The sequence below is a fragment of the Pseudomonas uvaldensis genome (assembly GCF_021271205.1).
Taxonomy (GTDB): domain Bacteria; phylum Pseudomonadota; class Gammaproteobacteria; order Pseudomonadales; family Pseudomonadaceae; genus Aquipseudomonas; species Aquipseudomonas uvaldensis.
Map to the genome: position 1 here is coordinate 52,337 of NZ_JAIWKS010000012.1, position 15,978 is coordinate 68,314.

A 15,978-nucleotide genomic window follows, 5' to 3' on the forward strand; every position below is an offset into this window, starting at 1 on the left:
AGATCAAAAAGGTTCGGTTCAGAGCGTCTTGCTCAGCAGCCCCATGAAGTGATCGATCTCGGCTTCGGTATTGAGTAGCCCAGGCGCGGTGCGGACCACTGGGCCGGCGTCGCGATGCACCGCGTCGGCGATCACCCGGTTTTTCATCAGGTAGCCGGCGATCTCGTCGCTCTCGCGGCCCTTGACCCGGAAGAAGGTGAAACCGGCGGACAGCTCCGGGCTCAGAGGCGTGACCAGTTCGATTTGCGGCTTCGCAAGCAGTTGCTTTTTCAGGTAGGTGTTGAGGGCATGGATGCGCGCCTGCACCTCGGCCTTGCCCAGTTGCAGGTGCAGCTTGAAGGCTTCGTCCGCGGCCCAGCGATGCTCGAAGGCGTGGAAGCCCCCCGGCGTCATGACGGTGGAAAATGCCGTGGCTTCGGAGAACGTTGGAATGATCGGTGTGACGTACCTGAGCTCTTCGCTGCGGCTGCACACCAGGCCCGTACCCCGTGGACCGAACATCCACTTATGGGTGCCGGCGATGAAGAAATCGCAGTTCATGGCCGGGAAATCGAGGTCCTCGACGCCGAAGCCATGGACGCCGTCCACCACGTAGATGAGGCGTTGTGCATCGCTGCGGCCTTGATTGTGCTTGTCTACCAGAGCGCCGATCTTGTCGATGGGCAGCTTGACGCCGCTGCCCGAATGCACCCAGGTCATGCCCAGTACGCGGGTGTGCGGACGAATATTGCGGTCGATGGTCGCGAGGATTTGCGCCTCGCTGGCGTTGTGGGCGCTTTCGAACAGCTTGATCTTGCGCACCTGCGTGCCGTCCCGCTGATTGCGCAGGCCGAGGATGGTGTGGGTGGAATAGTGTTCGTGAGCGGTGGTGAGGATCTCCTGATCGGCGTTCACCTGAACGCCGCCGTAGATCATCGCCAGGCCCTCGGTGGTGCTGCCGGTGAGGGCGATCTGTTTCGGGCTCGCTTGCAGATAGCGTCCGGCCCAGGTCCGCACGTTCTCCTCGCGTTCCTCGGTGACGCCCAGGTCCCAGTCCATCAACAGGCCGGGGTTCTTATCCAGGGCGGCGCGGTGTTTTTCGATGGCTTCGCGCACCGGGCGGGGGTGGGTGGTGACCAGAAAGTTGGAGAAATGCAGGTAGTCCGGGTCCTGGTCGAACAAGGCGCGCAGTTGTGCCCATTTGTCTCGGGGCAACCGTGGCAGAGCGTCGGCACTCGCGGGCGCGGGAAGGCTGGCGACCAGTGGCAGGCCGGCGGCGAGAATCCCGGCCTGTTTCAGGAAAGTGCGGCGTTCATTCATGGCTGTACGGCCTTCTGGTTCGAGGTCACGGCTGGCCGGGCGGCTTTCTGCACCTGGTCCCAGACCCGCAGGAAGTTGCCGCCCCACAGCTTGGCGATGTCGGCTTCGGAGTAGCCGCGGGTGATCAGTTCGGCGGTGACGTTGCGGATGTCGCCCACGTCCTCCCAGCCTTTCACGCCGCCGCCTTCGTTGAAGTCCGAGCTGATGCCGACATGGTCGATGCCGATCTTGCGCACGGCATAGTCGATGGCATCGCCCAGGTCCTTGAGGCTGGCCTTGGGTTCTTCCTCCAGGATGCCGTAGAGCTGGGCGGCGTATTCGCCAAACCGCTGTTCCGGCCAGGCGGCGATGATCGGGTCGCCTGGCATCAGCGCCATCGCCAGGTTGGGCAATGGCGGCAAATCGAAGCGCGCGCGCAGGGCGTTGAGTTTGTCCTGGGTTTTTTGCGTCAGTGGGCGCAGGTATTGGGAGAAGCCAACGATCTGCACCACCCCGCCGCTGGCCTTGATCAGTTGCATTTCCTTGTCGCTGAGGTTGCGTGGGATGTCCACCATCGCCCGTGGCGCCGAATGGGAGGCCACCAGCGGTGTGCGGCTCAGCTGCGCGACTTGTTCCAGGGCCTGGGTCGACATCTGCGAGACGTCGATGATCACGCCCAGGTCGTTCAGGCGGCCCACGGCTTGCTTGCCGATGTCGGAAAGACCGCCCAGGGCGTCGGCGGAATCGTTGAAAAAGGGCAGCGGCCGCGAAGAGTCGGCCCAATCGTTGTTGCCGATGTAGCTGAAGCCGAACATGCGCATGCCCCGCGCCGTCCACAGGTCCAGCAGGTTCAGGTCGTGGCCCAGGGGATAGGCATTGAGCATGCTGATAAAAATCGCGAACTTGCCTTCGCCGTGCAGGCGCCGGAAATCGTCCGGGGTGTAGGCGATGGCGACCTCGTTGGGGAAGTCGCGGACCATGCCGGTGATGATCTTGTAGCGCACCTCCTGCTGGTTGCGCGCTTCTTCGACGAAACCGGCAGTGGGCCTGTGGGGGGCGTTGGGGCCGTTCCACAGTTCCGGCCAGCCGAAGATGGTCAGGGCCGCGCCGGACAGGTGCCCGCGGTTGGCTTTCACCAGGTCGAACTGACCCTTGCCGTCCTTGTCGGCTTCGTTGCCGGCGGTGCCGAAATCCAGCGGCACGGTGATGTGGCTGTCGAAGGAAAGCAGGCGTTCGTGCAGCTCCCGGGCTTGCTTCATGACCTTGACCGGGTAGCCGGGGTTGTCCCGCCACCAGTGGTCCCAGGCCGCGAGGCCGCCACCGACCACCAGCGCCAGGGCCAGGGGCACACCGGTGAAAAGAGCCTTTTTCGAACGTCGTGTTGTCATTGCCGATCTCGATCTGGTTCGCCTTGGAAGGACAGGCGCGGGGCCTTTGCTATCTGGGGAGGACGAGTGGTTGGCGGGGAAATTTAGGTGGCCGGTGAGTCCCCCTGCAGTGTTCTTAAATTTGCCGGCCCACCCATCGTCCTAGCTTGGATAAAGCCCACCCCAGGGCCCGAACACAGGTAAGGCAATGACGATTTCTCGACGATGGTTCATGGCAGGCCTGGCGCTGACCGGTGCCGCCGTGCCTGCGGTTTATTACGGGCATCGCGAACTGACCCGGCCGGACCCCACCATCACCCCCGGCGAGGCTTCATTCGATGTGGCGGACGTGGCGGGCCAGCGTCGCGCCGACAAGCTGCGCGGTATCTGGACGATCCGTTTCACCGGGCGCGACGGCGGCGTCGATGGTCTGCCGAGCGACGGGCTGCAGCTGTTTCTCGACATCGCCCACAAGGGCCGTGGGGTGGTGGGTTGCCTGGATACCGCCGAACGCTTGCGTACGGGCGACGAGCCTCGTTACCGGGTGCTGGGCGACCTGGCCGGCGACGACCCCAGGCAGTTGAGTTGGCGACTTACCAGTGCCGAGCATGAAGCACCGGACTATGAATTCATCATGACCCTGGACGAGGTCTGGGCCGGCTTCGGCAATGCCGGTCGCGCCACGCTCAGCGGTCGCGTGTCGCGACTGGACCGGTCGGCGGCCCTGCCGGAACTCGACAATCAATTCATCGCCCTCAAGCAAGCGTTTCCCGAGGCCCGCGAACGCACGCCGCTGAGCCCCGCACTGCTGGCCTGGCTGGTGTCGCCCGAACATCGGTTGTTCCACCAGCTCTGGCACGCCTCGCGGGACAAGTGGCACACTCTGGACGAAGACAAACGCAACGCCCTGCGCGGTCTTGGCTGGCAGCCCGGCCCGCGCGACCAGGAACGTGACGCCCGTGGCCCACGCAAGGACCGTAACGGCTCTGGCATCGACTTCTTTTTCATGCACCGGCACATGCTGAGGACGGCTCGTGCGTTCCAGCCGCTGCCGTCCTGGCAGCGCTTTCCCTTGCCACAGCCGGAGCTTGACCGTGATCGCCTGGGTTTCGCCCGGTATTTCGACAACCTCGACGGTACGGCACTGCCGCCTACCTGGCTGGCCGCCGGTGACGAGCAATACGCCCAATGGGTGAGCGACATCAAGACCGCGGAGACCTACCACAGCAACTTCCTGGTCTGGGAGTCGCGTTACCGGGATCCGCGTTACCTGTCGAAACTGACCCTGGGTCAGTTCGGTTCGGAGGTGGAGCTGGGCCTGCACGATTGGCTGCACATGCGCTGGGCCTCGGTGCCTCGGGACCCGTCCAACGGCCACCCGGTGCCGTTCGCCCGCGATCAGGCCGACTTCGCCCAGCGTTGGTTTGCAGTGGAAAACGACTTCCTCGGCGATCCGTTCTCCTCCCACGTGAACCCGGTATTCTGGGCGTTCCATGGCTGGATCGACGACCGTATCGAAGACTGGTTCCGGGCGCACGAGCGTTTCCACCCAGGCGAAGTGAGCCGGTTGGACGTCAACGGCGTGCCCTGGTTCGCCCCAGGCCGTTGGGTGGAAATCGCCGACCCCTGGCTGGGCCCGGACACCCATGGCTGCAGTACCACGCCTGGGTTGCAGGTTGGCCGCTCGGTAGAGATGGACCCGGAAACCATGAAACTGGCCCTGCGCATCACCTTCGGCAGCGATGACAAAAAGCTTTCCAAACTGTTCCGTCGGGTGCCGCAACGGCCTTGGTATGCGCGCAATCTCAAGGCCAGACCTGTGTAGTGCCTGGGCGAGGAGACCTGTTAGTTCTTACAGCAGACAGCCTCGTCCTCTCGGCATAGAGTGCCTGCACTGTCATCGGATCATCTGCGAAAGGAGGCTTCGAATGGAAACCAGCAAAGGCATCCTGATTACCTTGACCGAGAAAAACGGGTCGACTTTCGGGGCGGTGGAGATTGATTTCGTGACCCGCATGACGGGGTTCATCGATGACGACCCGGACACTGAGTTCATCGACTCGATTGTGTCCGCCTACGGCGTCCGGGTGACCAGGACAAACCCGCAAGGTCCCCTCGACAAGGTTTCGGTACATGGAGACATGGACGGGGATAACGACGTGGACGCAGCCGACAGTCAGGCGCTGATCGATCTCGCCATCGCCGCAACCAGGGTGCCCGAACCGGCAGGATAAACCCAGGCCACAGTGCCCGCGGTCCGTCAGATACACCGCCATCGCGGGCAAGCCCAGCTCCCACAATGACCGCAGCTTGTCAGATACACCGCGACCCCCTGTGGGAGCGAGCCTGCTCGCGAAAGCGGCGGCACATCCAGCATCACCGGTTCAGGTAGACCGAATCGCGAGCAGGGCTCGCTCCCACAAAAATGTGGCTCTTTCATATTGGGGGGGCTTGATAGGACTTTGCTCAGGACTACGGCCGTTCGGCGATATCCAGGGCACGGTTCGCCAGCAGTTCGCCCAACTCGACCATCTGCTGGACATGGTGCAGCTCCTGGTTATTCACGTGGGCTGACATTCATCACTTGCAGATCCGATCGCTGAAATCAGCAACCCGGAAACAGTAAAAGCCACGAGCCAGGCGCACAAGCCGGCGGATTCTGGCGCAGTTGTAGGTAATGACGCAAGGCGATGTAGCCTCGCTCGGGAGTCCTACGTTGCAGCCTCAACAAGACTGAAATCGACATCGTTGTGCCATGAGACGTTTGTCTGTGGGAGCAAGGCTTGCCCGCGATGAGAGCGACGCGTTTTTCAAGGAAGACCGAGTGGCCTTGATCGCGGGCAAGCCTTGCTCCCACAGTTAAATCCTCGCCACAAAGGTGCTCGGCTCGGGCGCTAACGCACCCGCCAACCCCCACCCAATGCCTTGTACAACGCCACGCTCGCCTGCACCCGCGCCAATCGCAATTGCACGTTCATGTCCTGAGCGGCGTAGAGCGTACGTTGGGTTTCCAGCACGGTGAGCAGGTCTTCGGCCCCGGCCTGATAGCGGCTTTGTGCGATGTCGAAGGCGTTCTGGGCTTGCTGTAGTTCTTCGGTTTGCCACTGCCGTTGCTGGTCGAGTCCGTGCACGGTGTTCAGGGCTTTCTCGACGTCGGCGAAGCCGTTGATGATGGCGCCCCGGTAGAGTTCCAGCAGTTCTTCCTGGCGAGCGCTGGCCTTGTCTCGTTCGGCCTTGAGGCGGCCGTTGTTGAAGATTGGCGTGACCAGGCCGGCGCTGAGGTTGTAGACGTTGTTGCGCAGCAGTTGGTCGGCGATGTCGGCGCCGGTGGCCAGGCCCAGGCCCAGGGTCACGGAAGGCAGCATCGCGGCCCGGGCGACGATGATGTCAGCCTGGGCCGCCGCGAGGCGTGCTTCGGCGGCGGCGATGTCCGGCCGCCGGCGCAGCAGGTCGCTGGGCACGCCGGCGTCGATGGACGGCCAGTGCAAGCGGTCGAACGGTTCATCGTCGAGCCTGACCGCTTGCACCGGCTGCCCCAGCAACGTCGCCAGGGTGATCAGCGCCTCTTGGGCCTGCTGCTGCACTTGCGGCAACCGGCGTTGCTGGGCTGCCACCAGGCTTTTTTGCTGGGACAGCTCCAGGGCCGTGGCGCTGCCGGCGTCGTAGCGGGTCTGCACCAGATCGAGTACATGTCGGGCGTTGGCGAGGTTCAGCTCGGCGATGCGCTGTTGTTCGCGTAAGGACAGCGCCTGGGTGTAACTGTTGGCGACGCCGCTGAGCAGGGTCAGTTCCACGGTCGCCCGGTCGAACCGGCTGGCCGACAGGCTGCTCGTCGCACTGTCCCGGGCCGCTCGTTTGCCACCCCAGAAATCCACCTCGTAGCTGGCGCTGAGGTGGGCATCGTAGTAATCGATGGTGCGGTTGTTCCGATCCACATCCAATTGGCTGTAACCCTTGCCGCGAAGCAGCTCCTGGCGGTTGCCGTTGAGCCCGGCCGTGATCTCGGGCAGCAGCGGGGCGCCGGCGATCACTGCGCTGGCCTGCGCCTGACGAACCCTTGCCGTGGCGGCCGCCAGGTCGTGGCTGTCCAGGCGTGCCTGTTCGATCAGCCGGTTCAATTGTGGGCTGCCGAAGTGCGTCCACCAGAGTGAGTTGTCAGCCTGGGTGCCTGACGTGTCGGGGTTCTGCCAGGTCAGTGGCGGCTGGATGCCGCTTTCCGGCGTCGGCATCGGAGTGCCGCAGGCCGCCAACAACAGGCCGGCAGCCAAAAGGGTCAGGTGCGCTTTCATAGGTTGGGATTCATTCGCTTGTGAGGGCCGCGACCGGGTCGAGGCGGGCGGCCTTGCGGGCCGGCATGAAGCCGAAGACGACGCCGGTGACCAGGGCGCAGCCGAAGGCGCCGAACACCGCCAGCCATTCGAAGGCCACGGCGATCCTGCCCAGCAGCAACGCGCCGCCCACTAGCAGGGCCAGGCCGATGCCCGTCAGTCCGCCGACCACCGAGAGCATCACCGCCTCGGTGAGGAACTGGCGCAGGATGTCGCGCTGGCGAGCGCCGGTGGCCATGCGGATGCCGATCTCGCGGGTCCGCTCGCGCACGGTCATGAGCATGATGTTCATCACACCGATACCGCCCACCAGCAGCGAAATCGCGGCAATGGCGCCGAGCATCAGCGACAGGGTGCCCTGGGTCCGGGCTTCGGCCTGGATCATCGCGGCGTTGTTGGTCAGCTCGAAATCCCGCTTGCCGTCGTGCAGGCGCAGCAGGGTCCGGGAGATGGCCTGCTCGGCCTCCTTGACCTTGGTCGCATCCCTGGCGGCGATGACCACGTATTCGGGATGACGGGTGCCGAACAGCCTGACGCTGGCGGCGGAGTAGGGCACGGCGATGCGGTTGTCGGCATCGGAGTCGCCGGAGCTGGCGCCTTTTTCCGCCAATACGCCGACCACCTGGAACGGCATGTTCTCGATCAGGATGTAGCGGCCGATGGGGTCGGTGACGTCCTTGAGCAGTTTCTGCCGGACTTTGTGGCCGATCACCGCCACCGCTGCCGCACCTCGTTCGTCGGCGTCGGTGAAGTAGCTGCCCTCGGTCACCGGCCAGTTGAAGATGGTCGGGAAGTTCGTGTCGTTGCCGCCCACGTAACTGGTGTGGTCGAGGTTGCCGAAACGCACGCTGGCGTTGGCGCCGTTGACGGGCATGATGCGTTGCACCTCGGGCAGGGCGGCGAGGGCGGCCAGGTCATGTTCGCTGATGATGCCTTTGGCGGCACGCGGGCTGGGCGCGGCACCGTTGAGGTAGATGATGTTGGAGCCGAAGGCGCCCATCTGGGCCATGACCTGGCGCTTGCTGCCTTCGCCCACCGCCAGCATCACCACCACCGAGGCCACGCCGATGACGATGCCGAGCAGGGTCAGGGCGGTGCGGAAACGGTTGATCCACATCACCCGCCACGCCGCCTGTACCGCGTCCACCAGCTCGCCCTTCCAGGCGCCGTTGTGTTCGCTGCCGGCACTCAGGCGTTGCCGCAGGTCCACGGCCTGCAACGCATTCGGGTTGGCCCGCGGCGGTGTCGGATCGGCGTGGGCGCTGTCGCTGATGATCAGTCCGTCGCGGATTTCGATGATGCGTTTGGCCCGGGCCGCCACGTCGCGGTCGTGGGTGATCAGGATCACCACATGGCCCTGGCTCGCCAGCTCGTCGAGCAAGGCCATGACCTCGATGCCGCTCTGGCTGTCGAGGGCGCCGGTGGGTTCGTCGGCGAGAATGATATGACCACCGTTCATCAACGCCCGGGCAATCGACACCCGTTGCTGCTGTCCGCCGGACAACTGGTGCGGGCGGTTGCCGGTGCGGCTGGCCAGGCCCAGGCGTTCGAGCAGGGCGCTGGCCCGGGCGTGGCGCTCGGCGGCCGAAGTGCCGGCATAGATCGCCGGCATTTCGACGTTTTCCTGGGCGGTGCCGGACGGAATCAGGTGATACCCCTGGAACACGAAGCCAAACGCTTCGCGTCGCAGCCAGGCCAGTTCGTCGCTGCCCAGGTGGGCGACATCTTCGCCGGCAAAGCGGTACTCGCCACTGGTAGGGCGGTCGAGGCAGCCGAGGATGTTCATCAGTGTGGATTTGCCGGAGCCGGATGCCCCGACAATTGCCAGGAATTCCCCGGCATGGATGGACAGATCGATGCCTCGCAGCACCTCCACCCGGGGACTGTCGCCCCCACCGTAGGCCTTGCGAATGTCCCGCAGTTCGATCAGCGGTGTGTTCATTCAGCCTCCGTTGCCGGAGGCCGGGTCGATCAGCACCCGGTCACCCTCGCTCAGGCCGTCGACAATCTGGGTGCGCAAGCGATCACTGACGCCGGTACGAACGGTGCGTGCCTGAACATCGCCGTTATCGGCCAGCACCCGCACCTGACCGGTGTTGTCCTGCAGGGCTGCGGTGGGTACGGTCAACACATCGTGAGCCTGGGCGGCGACGAAGAACACCTGGGCGGTCATGTCGGTCATCAGGGCGCGGTCGGCGTTGTCCACGTCCAGCAACACGGTATAAAGCACCACCCGTTCGGTACCGCTGCGTCCGGCGGTGGGGCTGCCGCCCTGGCTGGCTTCCAGCGGGCGCGGCGGCACCGGCAGGATCTGGCGCACGGTGCTGCTCCAGCGCCGGGTGCCGCCGGCCAGGGTGGTGAAGTAAGCGGTCATGCCCGGCTTCACGTGGCCGATGTCGGCTTCCGAGACCTCGGCCCACACCGTCATCGGCGACAGCCGGGCGATGCGCAGGATCAGAGGCGTTTGCTGCTGGGCGTTGAGGGTCTGGCCTTCCCGGGCGCCGACGGCGACCACGGTGCCGGCCATGGGCGCATAGATGCGGGTGTAGCCCAGCTCGGCCTCGTCACTGCGCAGGCTGGCCTGGGCCTCGCGGATCCGCGCCTGGAACATGTCGATGCGCGCCTGGGTCGCCCGCACTTCGGCCTGGGCGGTCTGTACGTCCTCCTCGCGGGTGGCGCCGCCTGCCTTGAGTTGCTGCTGGCGGCGGAATTTCTGCTGTGCCAGGTCGTGCTGGGCACGCTGTTCCTGAAGCTGCGCCTTGAGGTTTTCGATGGAGAACCGACCGGCATCCAATTTGGCTTTTTGCGTGGACGGGTCGATTTCCACCAGCAACTGGCCTTCGCGAACCTCGTCTCCGGCTTCCACGTGGATCTTCTGGATCTGTCCGGAGGCCTGGGCGCCCACGTCCACATACCGTCGCGGCTGCAACGTGCCCAGGGCGGTCACGCTGTTTTCGATGTCGCCACGGCTGACGGTGACGGTGGCCAGGGGGGCGCGGCTGGGTACAACCGCCTGCCAGGCGGCGAAGGCGACGGCCGGGAGCACGGCAATAGTAAAAAGCCAGGCGCGTCGGGTAGGGCGAGGACGTTTCATGCAGGGTTCCGACCGGTGAAAACGGGCCCGTTCCGAGAGGCTGCGGGACGGACGGCTGTTTCGTTAAACGAGCGCTTTGGCCGGGAATTTACTGGCTGAAACACTTGGTAGCAGGTTGAAGGGATGCGCCATGTTTTGCGAAAGCCGAGGGGGCGAGTCAACTCCGACACAAACGAAAGCTTTAAATCTATATGAGAATTACTATAAATTACGTGATTGGATCTGCCACCATCGTGCTATTGCCTTGCGGGGCAAGCCGGGTGGCACAGGGATAGCTGGCGCAGCCATTGCGCACGGGAGTCATGTTGGAAAACTACTATCGCGAGCTGGTGTGTTTCCTGAACGCCAGGCTAGGCAACCGCCAGGCGGCCGAGGATGTGGTGCATGACGCCTATGTGCGGGTGCTGGAGCGGGCCAGCGACACGCCCATCGAACAGCCTCGGGCATTCCTGTATCGCACCGCGCTGAACCTGGTGATCGACGGGCATCGTCGCAATACCCTGCGCCAGGTCGAATCCCTGGATGTCCTGGACAGTGAAGAGCGCTTCTTCACGCCATCGCCCCATGCCAGCCTCGACCACGGTCAGCGCCTGGATATGCTGCAACGTGCCCTGGCCGAGCTGCCGCCGCTGTGCCGGGACAGTTTTCTGCTGCGTAAGCTCGAAGGCTTGTCTCATCCGCAGATCGCCGAGCGCCTGGGCATTTCCCGGGCGTTGGTGGAAAAGCACATCGTCAATGCCATGAAACATTGCCGTATTCGCGTCCGGCAATGGGACAAGGGCTGAACACCGCAGTGCGTTAAATTTTCTTTCATCGTCCTCGTTACCACTCAACAGCAACTACTGACGACTTGCCGGCCCGGTTGCATGGTCACCGCCGGCCGGTTTTTACGGCTTTTCGCGCCCTGTTGAGGGGCCTTCTCTCCAGAGGACACTGGACATGACACAGGCAACTGCAACGCCACACGTTCACGATTTGATCGGTATCGGCTTCGGCCCCTCGAACCTGGCGTTGGCCATCGCGTTGCAGGAACGCGGCCTGGTCCAGGGCGAGCTGGATGTGCTGTTCCTTGACAAGCAGGCCGACTACCGCTGGCACGGCAACACTCTGGTGAACCAGAGTGAGTTGCAGATTTCCTTCCTCAAGGACCTTGTGACCCTGCGCAACCCCACCAGCCCCTATTCGTTCGTCAATTACCTCAAGCACCATGGCCGCCTGGTGGACTTCATCAATCTGGGTACCTTCTACCCGTGCCGCATGGAGTTCAACGATTACTTGCGCTGGGTCGCCGCACAGTTCGCCGGGCAGAGCCGTTATGGCGAGGAAGTGCTGCGTATCGAACCGGTGCTGCACAACCAGCAGGTCGAAGCCCTGCGAGTGATTTCCCGCGATCGCCAGGGCGAAGAGCGCGTGCGCACCACCCGTTCGGTGGTGGTGAGTGCCGGTGGTACACCGCGTATTCCGGAGGCATTCAAGGCGTTCAAGGATGACCACCGGGTGTTCCATCACTCCCAGTACCTGGAGCGCATGGCGACTCAGCCCTGTGTAAAAGGCCAGCCCATGAACATCGCCATCATCGGTGGTGGGCAGAGCGCGGCGGAAGCCTTTATCGACTTGAACGACAGTTACCCTTCGGCGCAGGTCGACATGATTCTGCGCGGCTCGGCCCTCAAGCCGGCCGACGACAGCCCGTTCGTCAACGAGGTGTTCTCGCCACAATTCACCGACCTGGTGTTCCAGCAACCCCACAGCGAGCGTGAACGCCTGATCAACGAGTACCACAACACCAATTATTCGGTGGTGGATATCGACTTGATCGAACGCATCTACGGGATTTTCTACCGCCAGAAAGTTTCCGGCATCGCCCGCCACGCGTTCCGTACCCTCACCACTATGGAAAAAGCCACCGCCACCGACGCGGGCGTGGAGCTGGCGGTACGCAACAATGCCACCGGCGAGGTGAGCGTGCGTCTCTACGACGCCGTGGTGCTGGCCACGGGATACGAGCGCCAGACGCACCGCACCTTGTTGGCGCCGCTTGCGCAATACCTGGGCGACTTCGAAGTGGACCGCAACTACAAGCTGGTCACCGACGAGCGCTGCAAGGCTGCGATCTATATGCAGGGTTTCTGCCAGGCCAGTCATGGCCTGAGCGATACCTTGCTGTCGATCCTGCCGGTACGCGCCGATGAAATCGCCGGCTCGCTGTATGAGCATGGCAAATATCTCGGCCAGGGGCGCTCGGTGCGCGAACAACGGCTGGCCGCGGTGTAGCGACGTTCGGAACGTGTCAATCAACACAATCCTCGTGGGAGCGGGCTTGCTCGCGAATACGGTGGGTCAGTCGCTGTCTATGTTGACTGGTCTGACGCCTTCGCGAGCAAGCCCGCTCCCACAGGTTCCATCTCAGGTCTTTCGCCAGGGTTGGAGTCGGGCAAGCAAATCTTCAGAAATTTCCTACACTCATCCCACGCCTGCCCCCCATTTGGCAGGCGTGTTGACGGTTCGCTGTTCCCTCGCATTGTCAGTCTGAACCTATCAGCCGGTCGCCCTGGCCTGGAGTCGGTGGTATGCCGGGTCGATTTCGCCATGCGAACAGATTCAGATGATGCTGCTTCTACGCACGGGCCTGGTGGCGCTGTTGCTGGGCTTATTGAGTATGGCGCCACAGGCTGGCGCGGCTCCCGAATGGTTGCAAGTGCTCGGGCGCTCCCATGTGGACGGTTATTCGGTGACCCTGGACGCGGCCGACCAGGCCTGGTTGCGGCAGAAAGGGGCGTTGCGCTTGGGCGCCTCGGCACCGGATTACGCGCCGTTCAGCATGACCGGCAATGGCCGTGATTATGAGGGGCTGACCGCTGACTACGCGCAGTTGCTCGGTCAATTGCTACAGGTACAGGTGCAGGTGCTGCGCTACCCGTCCCGTGCCGAATCGCTGCAGGCCCTGCGCGATGGTGAAATCGACTTGCTCGGCACGGCCAATGATTTCGAGGCCGACGATCCGGCGTTGGCGATGTCACGGGCCTATGCCGATGACCTGCCCACGCTGGTGGCCCGCGTCGACGACAGCCAGGACCTGCCCCCGGACCTGGCGGGCAAGCGGCTGGCGATGCTCTATCACTACTTGCCGCCGGACCGGGTCGAAGCGTTCTACCCAGAGGCGACGTTACAGTTGTACCCCTCGACCCTGAGTGCCATCGGCGCCGTGGCGTTCGGCCAGGCCGATGTCTACCTGGGGGATTCCATCAGTTCCAATTACCTGATCAGCAAGAACTACCTGAACAATGTGCAGTTGGCGGATTTCTCGCCCATGCAAGTGCAGCCGTTCGCCTTCGCGCTCAGGCGCGACAATACGCGTCTGTTGCGGATCGTCGACGCGGCGCTGCAAGCCATTCCCGCTGGTGAAAACATGATCATTCTGCGCCGCTGGAGCGCCGGCGGCGCGAGCATGCCGGGCCAGCAGGCGTTGCATTTCAGCGTTGATGAACAGCGTTGGCTGGCGGCCCATCCGCGGGTCAGGGTCGTGATCGATGACAACTTCCTGCCGCTGACATTCAGTGACGAACAAGGTCATTTCCGGGGTATCAGCGCCGATGTGCTGGCCCGGATCAGTTTGCGCACGGGCCTTAAGTTCGATATCCAGCGTGGCAAATCGGTGTACGACCTGATCGAGCAGGTCAAGAACGGCCAGGCCGATGTGCTGGCGGCGATCACCGTCAGCGTCGGCTCCGAGGATGAGGATGCGCTGCGTTTCACCCGACCGTACCTGACCAATCCCTTCGTGCTGGTGACATCCCTTAAGGCCAAGGCTCCGTTGACACTGGACCAGATGGACGGCAAGCGATTGGCGCTGGTGCGCGGCAACGTGTTGCACGACTACCTGCGACAGACATTTCCACGGGTGCAACTGGTACCCGCTGAAAACGTACCCGAGGCCATGGCGATGGTCGCCGCCGGTACGGTGGATGGCGCGGTCAATTCGCTGATCAGCGCCCGCTATATGATCTCCCGCCAGTATCGCGACCGGTTGCAGGTCACCAGCACCGTGGGCACGCTGCCGGCGCGCATTGCCTTGGCGACTCACCGGGATGCACCGCAGTTGCATTCGATACTCGACAAGGCGCTGCTGGGCATCTCCCCCGAAGAAATGGACGAGCTGACCAACCGCTGGCGCAGTGAAGTGGTGATTGACGACAGTTACTGGCTGCGCAACCGCACTGCCATCCTCCAGGGGTTCGCCCTCGCCGCGCTGTTGTTGCTGCTGGCCCTGGGGTGGGTCGTTTACCTGCGCCGGCTGCTGGAACAGTTACGTATGGCCAAGGAGCGCGCCGACGACGCCAATCGAGCCAAGACCACTTTCGTAGCCACCATGAGCCATGAAATTCGCACGCCGATGAACGCGGTGATCGGCATGTTGGAACTGGCTATGAAAAAAGCCGAAGAAGGGGTCGTGGACCGGGTTGCCATCGAGGTCGCTTACGGGGCGGCCCAGGGTTTGCTGGACCTGATTGGCGACATTCTCGACATCGCCCGCATCGAGTCGGGGCGACTGACCCTGGCGCCGGAGCGCGCCAACCTGGGGCAATTGATCGAGTCAGTGGTGCGAATGTTCGACGGACTGGCGCGGCAGAAACACGTGCAGCTGTCACTGGACCTGGATGAAACGGTAAGCCGCGACGTGTTGATCGATCCGTTGCGCTTCAAGCAGATCGTGTCGAACCTGTTGGGCAATGCCATCAAGTTCACCGATCGAGGCCAGGTGCGTTTGAGTGCCCGCACCGAGCCGGGCGGTGACGATGAACACTTGGGCGTCTGCCTGCGCGTCGAAGACACCGGTTGCGGTATCTCGTTGCCGGAACAACGCAAGCTGTTCCGTCCCTTCAGCCAGGCCACCGACAACCCTCAGTCGGCCCGCAGTGGTTCAGGGCTTGGGCTGGTGATCAGCCGTACCCTGTGCGAGATGATGGGCGGTACCCTGACGTTGCAGAGTGCGCCGGGAGAGGGCACGCAGGTCGAGGTCCGGCTGAGCCTGCCTTTGCTCGGCACCGAGGAGCGAGCGCCGCAGCCTGAATCCGAGGTGGCGATGCCGGTCAGGGCGCTGGATATCCTGGTGGTGGACGACCACCCGGCCAATCGCTTGCTGCTGGCACGGCAGTTGAGTTATCTGGGGCACCGGGTCCAGTCGGCCGAAGACGGCTCACAAGGGTTGCGTCTTTGGCGCGCCGGACACTTCGATGCGGTCATTACAGACTGCAACATGCCGCTGATGAGTGGTTACGAGTTGGCTCGCGCCATTCGCAGCGATGAGCTGACCCGAGGTGTTTCGCCAGTGGTGATCCTGGGCTTCACAGCCAACGCTCAGCGTGAGGAAAAGGACCGTTGCATCGAAGCCGGGATGGATGACTGTCTGTTCAAGCCTATCGGCCTCCGGCACTTGAAGGTGCGCCTGGAGGAGAGTGTCGCCTCACGATTTGACGAAATGGCGACCGCTGATGGTGCGGATTTTTCCAGTCTCGAAGCGTTGATCGGGGGCGACACGGCTGCGATGACGGAACTGATGCAGGCGCTGGCCGACAGCAATGCCGAAGACAGGGCGCGGCTGTTGCAGTTGTTCATCCGTCGTGATGTGCCAGGGCTGGCAGACCTGGCGCATCGGATCAAGGGCAGTGCCAGGATCATCGGGGCGCAGAGCCTGATCGTTGCCTGTGAAGCATTGGAAAACGCCTGCCGAGGCGCCGATGCCACGGAGCTCGCCAGCACGGTGGATGGCTTACAGCAAGCCATGGACCGGCTGGCGGAGCGGCTGCAAACGGGTGGGGCGCAGGGATGACATTCCAACGCCGCACGTCCGGGGTGGCTTTTTCCGTCTCAATTTAGGATTCGTCCTACAGCGCCCCTCAAAAGCTTTCTC

Annotated in this window: 10 protein-coding genes; 5 read left to right on the forward strand and 5 right to left on the reverse strand. The window is 63.4% G+C overall.

Going from position 1 to position 15,978, the window contains the following annotated elements:
• Positions 1 to 18: 18 nt before the first annotated feature.
• Together pvdN and pvdM are read right to left on the reverse strand one after the other, a co-directional pair.
• The gene (gene pvdN / locus LCU97_RS22835; protein ID WP_232777857.1) at positions 19 to 1,299 is read right to left on the reverse strand and encodes a pyoverdine-tailoring periplasmic protein PvdN; all 1,281 of its coding nucleotides are present in this window, start codon (positions 1,297 to 1,299) and stop codon (positions 19 to 21) included.
• Entirely contained in the window at positions 1,296 to 2,666 is a 1,371-nt protein-coding gene (pvdM, locus tag LCU97_RS22840) for a pyoverdine-tailoring dipeptidase-like protein PvdM (protein WP_053147503.1), read from the reverse strand. The genes pvdN and pvdM overlap by 4 nt, the downstream gene beginning before the upstream one ends.
• Before the next feature lie 187 nt (positions 2,667 to 2,853).
• Here pvdM and pvdP point away from each other — a divergent pair, with 187 nt between their 5' ends.
• Together pvdP and LCU97_RS22850 are read left to right on the forward strand one after the other, a co-directional pair.
• Positions 2,854 to 4,470, forward strand: coding sequence for a pyoverdine maturation tyrosinase PvdP (pvdP, locus tag LCU97_RS22845; protein ID WP_053147505.1), 1,617 nt, complete (start codon positions 2,854 to 2,856; stop codon positions 4,468 to 4,470).
• A 103-nt stretch (positions 4,471 to 4,573) separates the two neighbouring features.
• Positions 4,574 to 4,879: a hypothetical protein gene (locus LCU97_RS22850; RefSeq protein WP_053147507.1), complete on the forward strand. Its 306-nt coding sequence runs from the start codon at positions 4,574 to 4,576 to the stop codon at positions 4,877 to 4,879.
• Positions 4,880 to 5,539: 660 nt separating this feature from the next.
• On the opposite strand, the gene LCU97_RS22855 is transcribed toward LCU97_RS22850, so the two are convergent.
• Genes LCU97_RS22855 through LCU97_RS22865 form a run of 3 tightly spaced genes read right to left on the reverse strand, consistent with a single transcriptional unit; the run spans position 5,540 to position 10,067 of the window.
• The gene (locus LCU97_RS22855) at positions 5,540 to 6,934 is read right to left on the reverse strand and encodes an efflux transporter outer membrane subunit (RefSeq protein WP_232777858.1); all 1,395 of its coding nucleotides are present in this window, start codon (positions 6,932 to 6,934) and stop codon (positions 5,540 to 5,542) included.
• 10 nt (positions 6,935 to 6,944) lie between these two features.
• Positions 6,945 to 8,915: a MacB family efflux pump subunit gene (locus tag LCU97_RS22860; RefSeq protein WP_232777859.1), complete on the reverse strand. Its 1,971-nt coding sequence runs from the start codon at positions 8,913 to 8,915 to the stop codon at positions 6,945 to 6,947.
• Positions 8,916 to 10,067, reverse strand: coding sequence for an efflux RND transporter periplasmic adaptor subunit (locus LCU97_RS22865; protein WP_053147514.1), 1,152 nt, complete (start codon positions 10,065 to 10,067; stop codon positions 8,916 to 8,918). It abuts the gene before it with no gap.
• A 302-nt stretch (positions 10,068 to 10,369) separates the two neighbouring features.
• Between LCU97_RS22865 and LCU97_RS22870 the strand changes: the two genes are divergently transcribed.
• From LCU97_RS22870 to LCU97_RS22880, 3 genes are all read left to right on the forward strand, one after another.
• Complete coding sequence (locus LCU97_RS22870; protein WP_053147516.1) at positions 10,370 to 10,852, forward strand: sigma-70 family RNA polymerase sigma factor; 483 nt, start codon at positions 10,370 to 10,372, stop codon at positions 10,850 to 10,852.
• 154 nt (positions 10,853 to 11,006) lie between these two features.
• On the forward strand, positions 11,007 to 12,341 hold the full coding sequence (locus tag LCU97_RS22875) for a lysine N(6)-hydroxylase/L-ornithine N(5)-oxygenase family protein (RefSeq protein ID WP_232777860.1): 1,335 nt from the start codon (positions 11,007 to 11,009) through the stop codon (positions 12,339 to 12,341).
• A 331-nt stretch (positions 12,342 to 12,672) separates the two neighbouring features.
• Entirely contained in the window at positions 12,673 to 15,897 is a 3,225-nt protein-coding gene (locus tag LCU97_RS22880; protein WP_232777861.1) for a transporter substrate-binding domain-containing protein, read from the forward strand.
• Positions 15,898 to 15,978: the final 81 nt, after the last annotated feature.

What these genes read in the sequence shown, in the direction of transcription:
- pvdN (WP_232777857.1), bottom strand. Translation starts at nt 1,299, where the DNA reads ATGAATGAACGCCGCACTTTCCTGAAACAGGCCGGGATTCTCGCCGCC.
- pvdM (WP_053147503.1), bottom strand. Translation starts at nt 2,666, where the DNA reads ATGACAACACGACGTTCGAAAAAGGCTCTTTTCACCGGTGTGCCCCTG.
- pvdP (WP_053147505.1), top strand. Translation starts at nt 2,854, where the DNA reads ATGACGATTTCTCGACGATGGTTCATGGCAGGCCTGGCGCTGACCGGT.
- LCU97_RS22850 (WP_053147507.1), top strand. Translation starts at nt 4,574, where the DNA reads ATGGAAACCAGCAAAGGCATCCTGATTACCTTGACCGAGAAAAACGGG.
- LCU97_RS22855 (WP_232777858.1), bottom strand. Translation starts at nt 6,934, where the DNA reads ATGAAAGCGCACCTGACCCTTTTGGCTGCCGGCCTGTTGTTGGCGGCC.
- LCU97_RS22860 (WP_232777859.1), bottom strand. Translation starts at nt 8,915, where the DNA reads ATGAACACACCGCTGATCGAACTGCGGGACATTCGCAAGGCCTACGGT.
- LCU97_RS22865 (WP_053147514.1), bottom strand. Translation starts at nt 10,067, where the DNA reads ATGAAACGTCCTCGCCCTACCCGACGCGCCTGGCTTTTTACTATTGCC.
- LCU97_RS22870 (WP_053147516.1), top strand. Translation starts at nt 10,370, where the DNA reads ATGTTGGAAAACTACTATCGCGAGCTGGTGTGTTTCCTGAACGCCAGG.
- LCU97_RS22875 (WP_232777860.1), top strand. Translation starts at nt 11,007, where the DNA reads ATGACACAGGCAACTGCAACGCCACACGTTCACGATTTGATCGGTATC.
- LCU97_RS22880 (WP_232777861.1), top strand. Translation starts at nt 12,673, where the DNA reads ATGATGCTGCTTCTACGCACGGGCCTGGTGGCGCTGTTGCTGGGCTTA.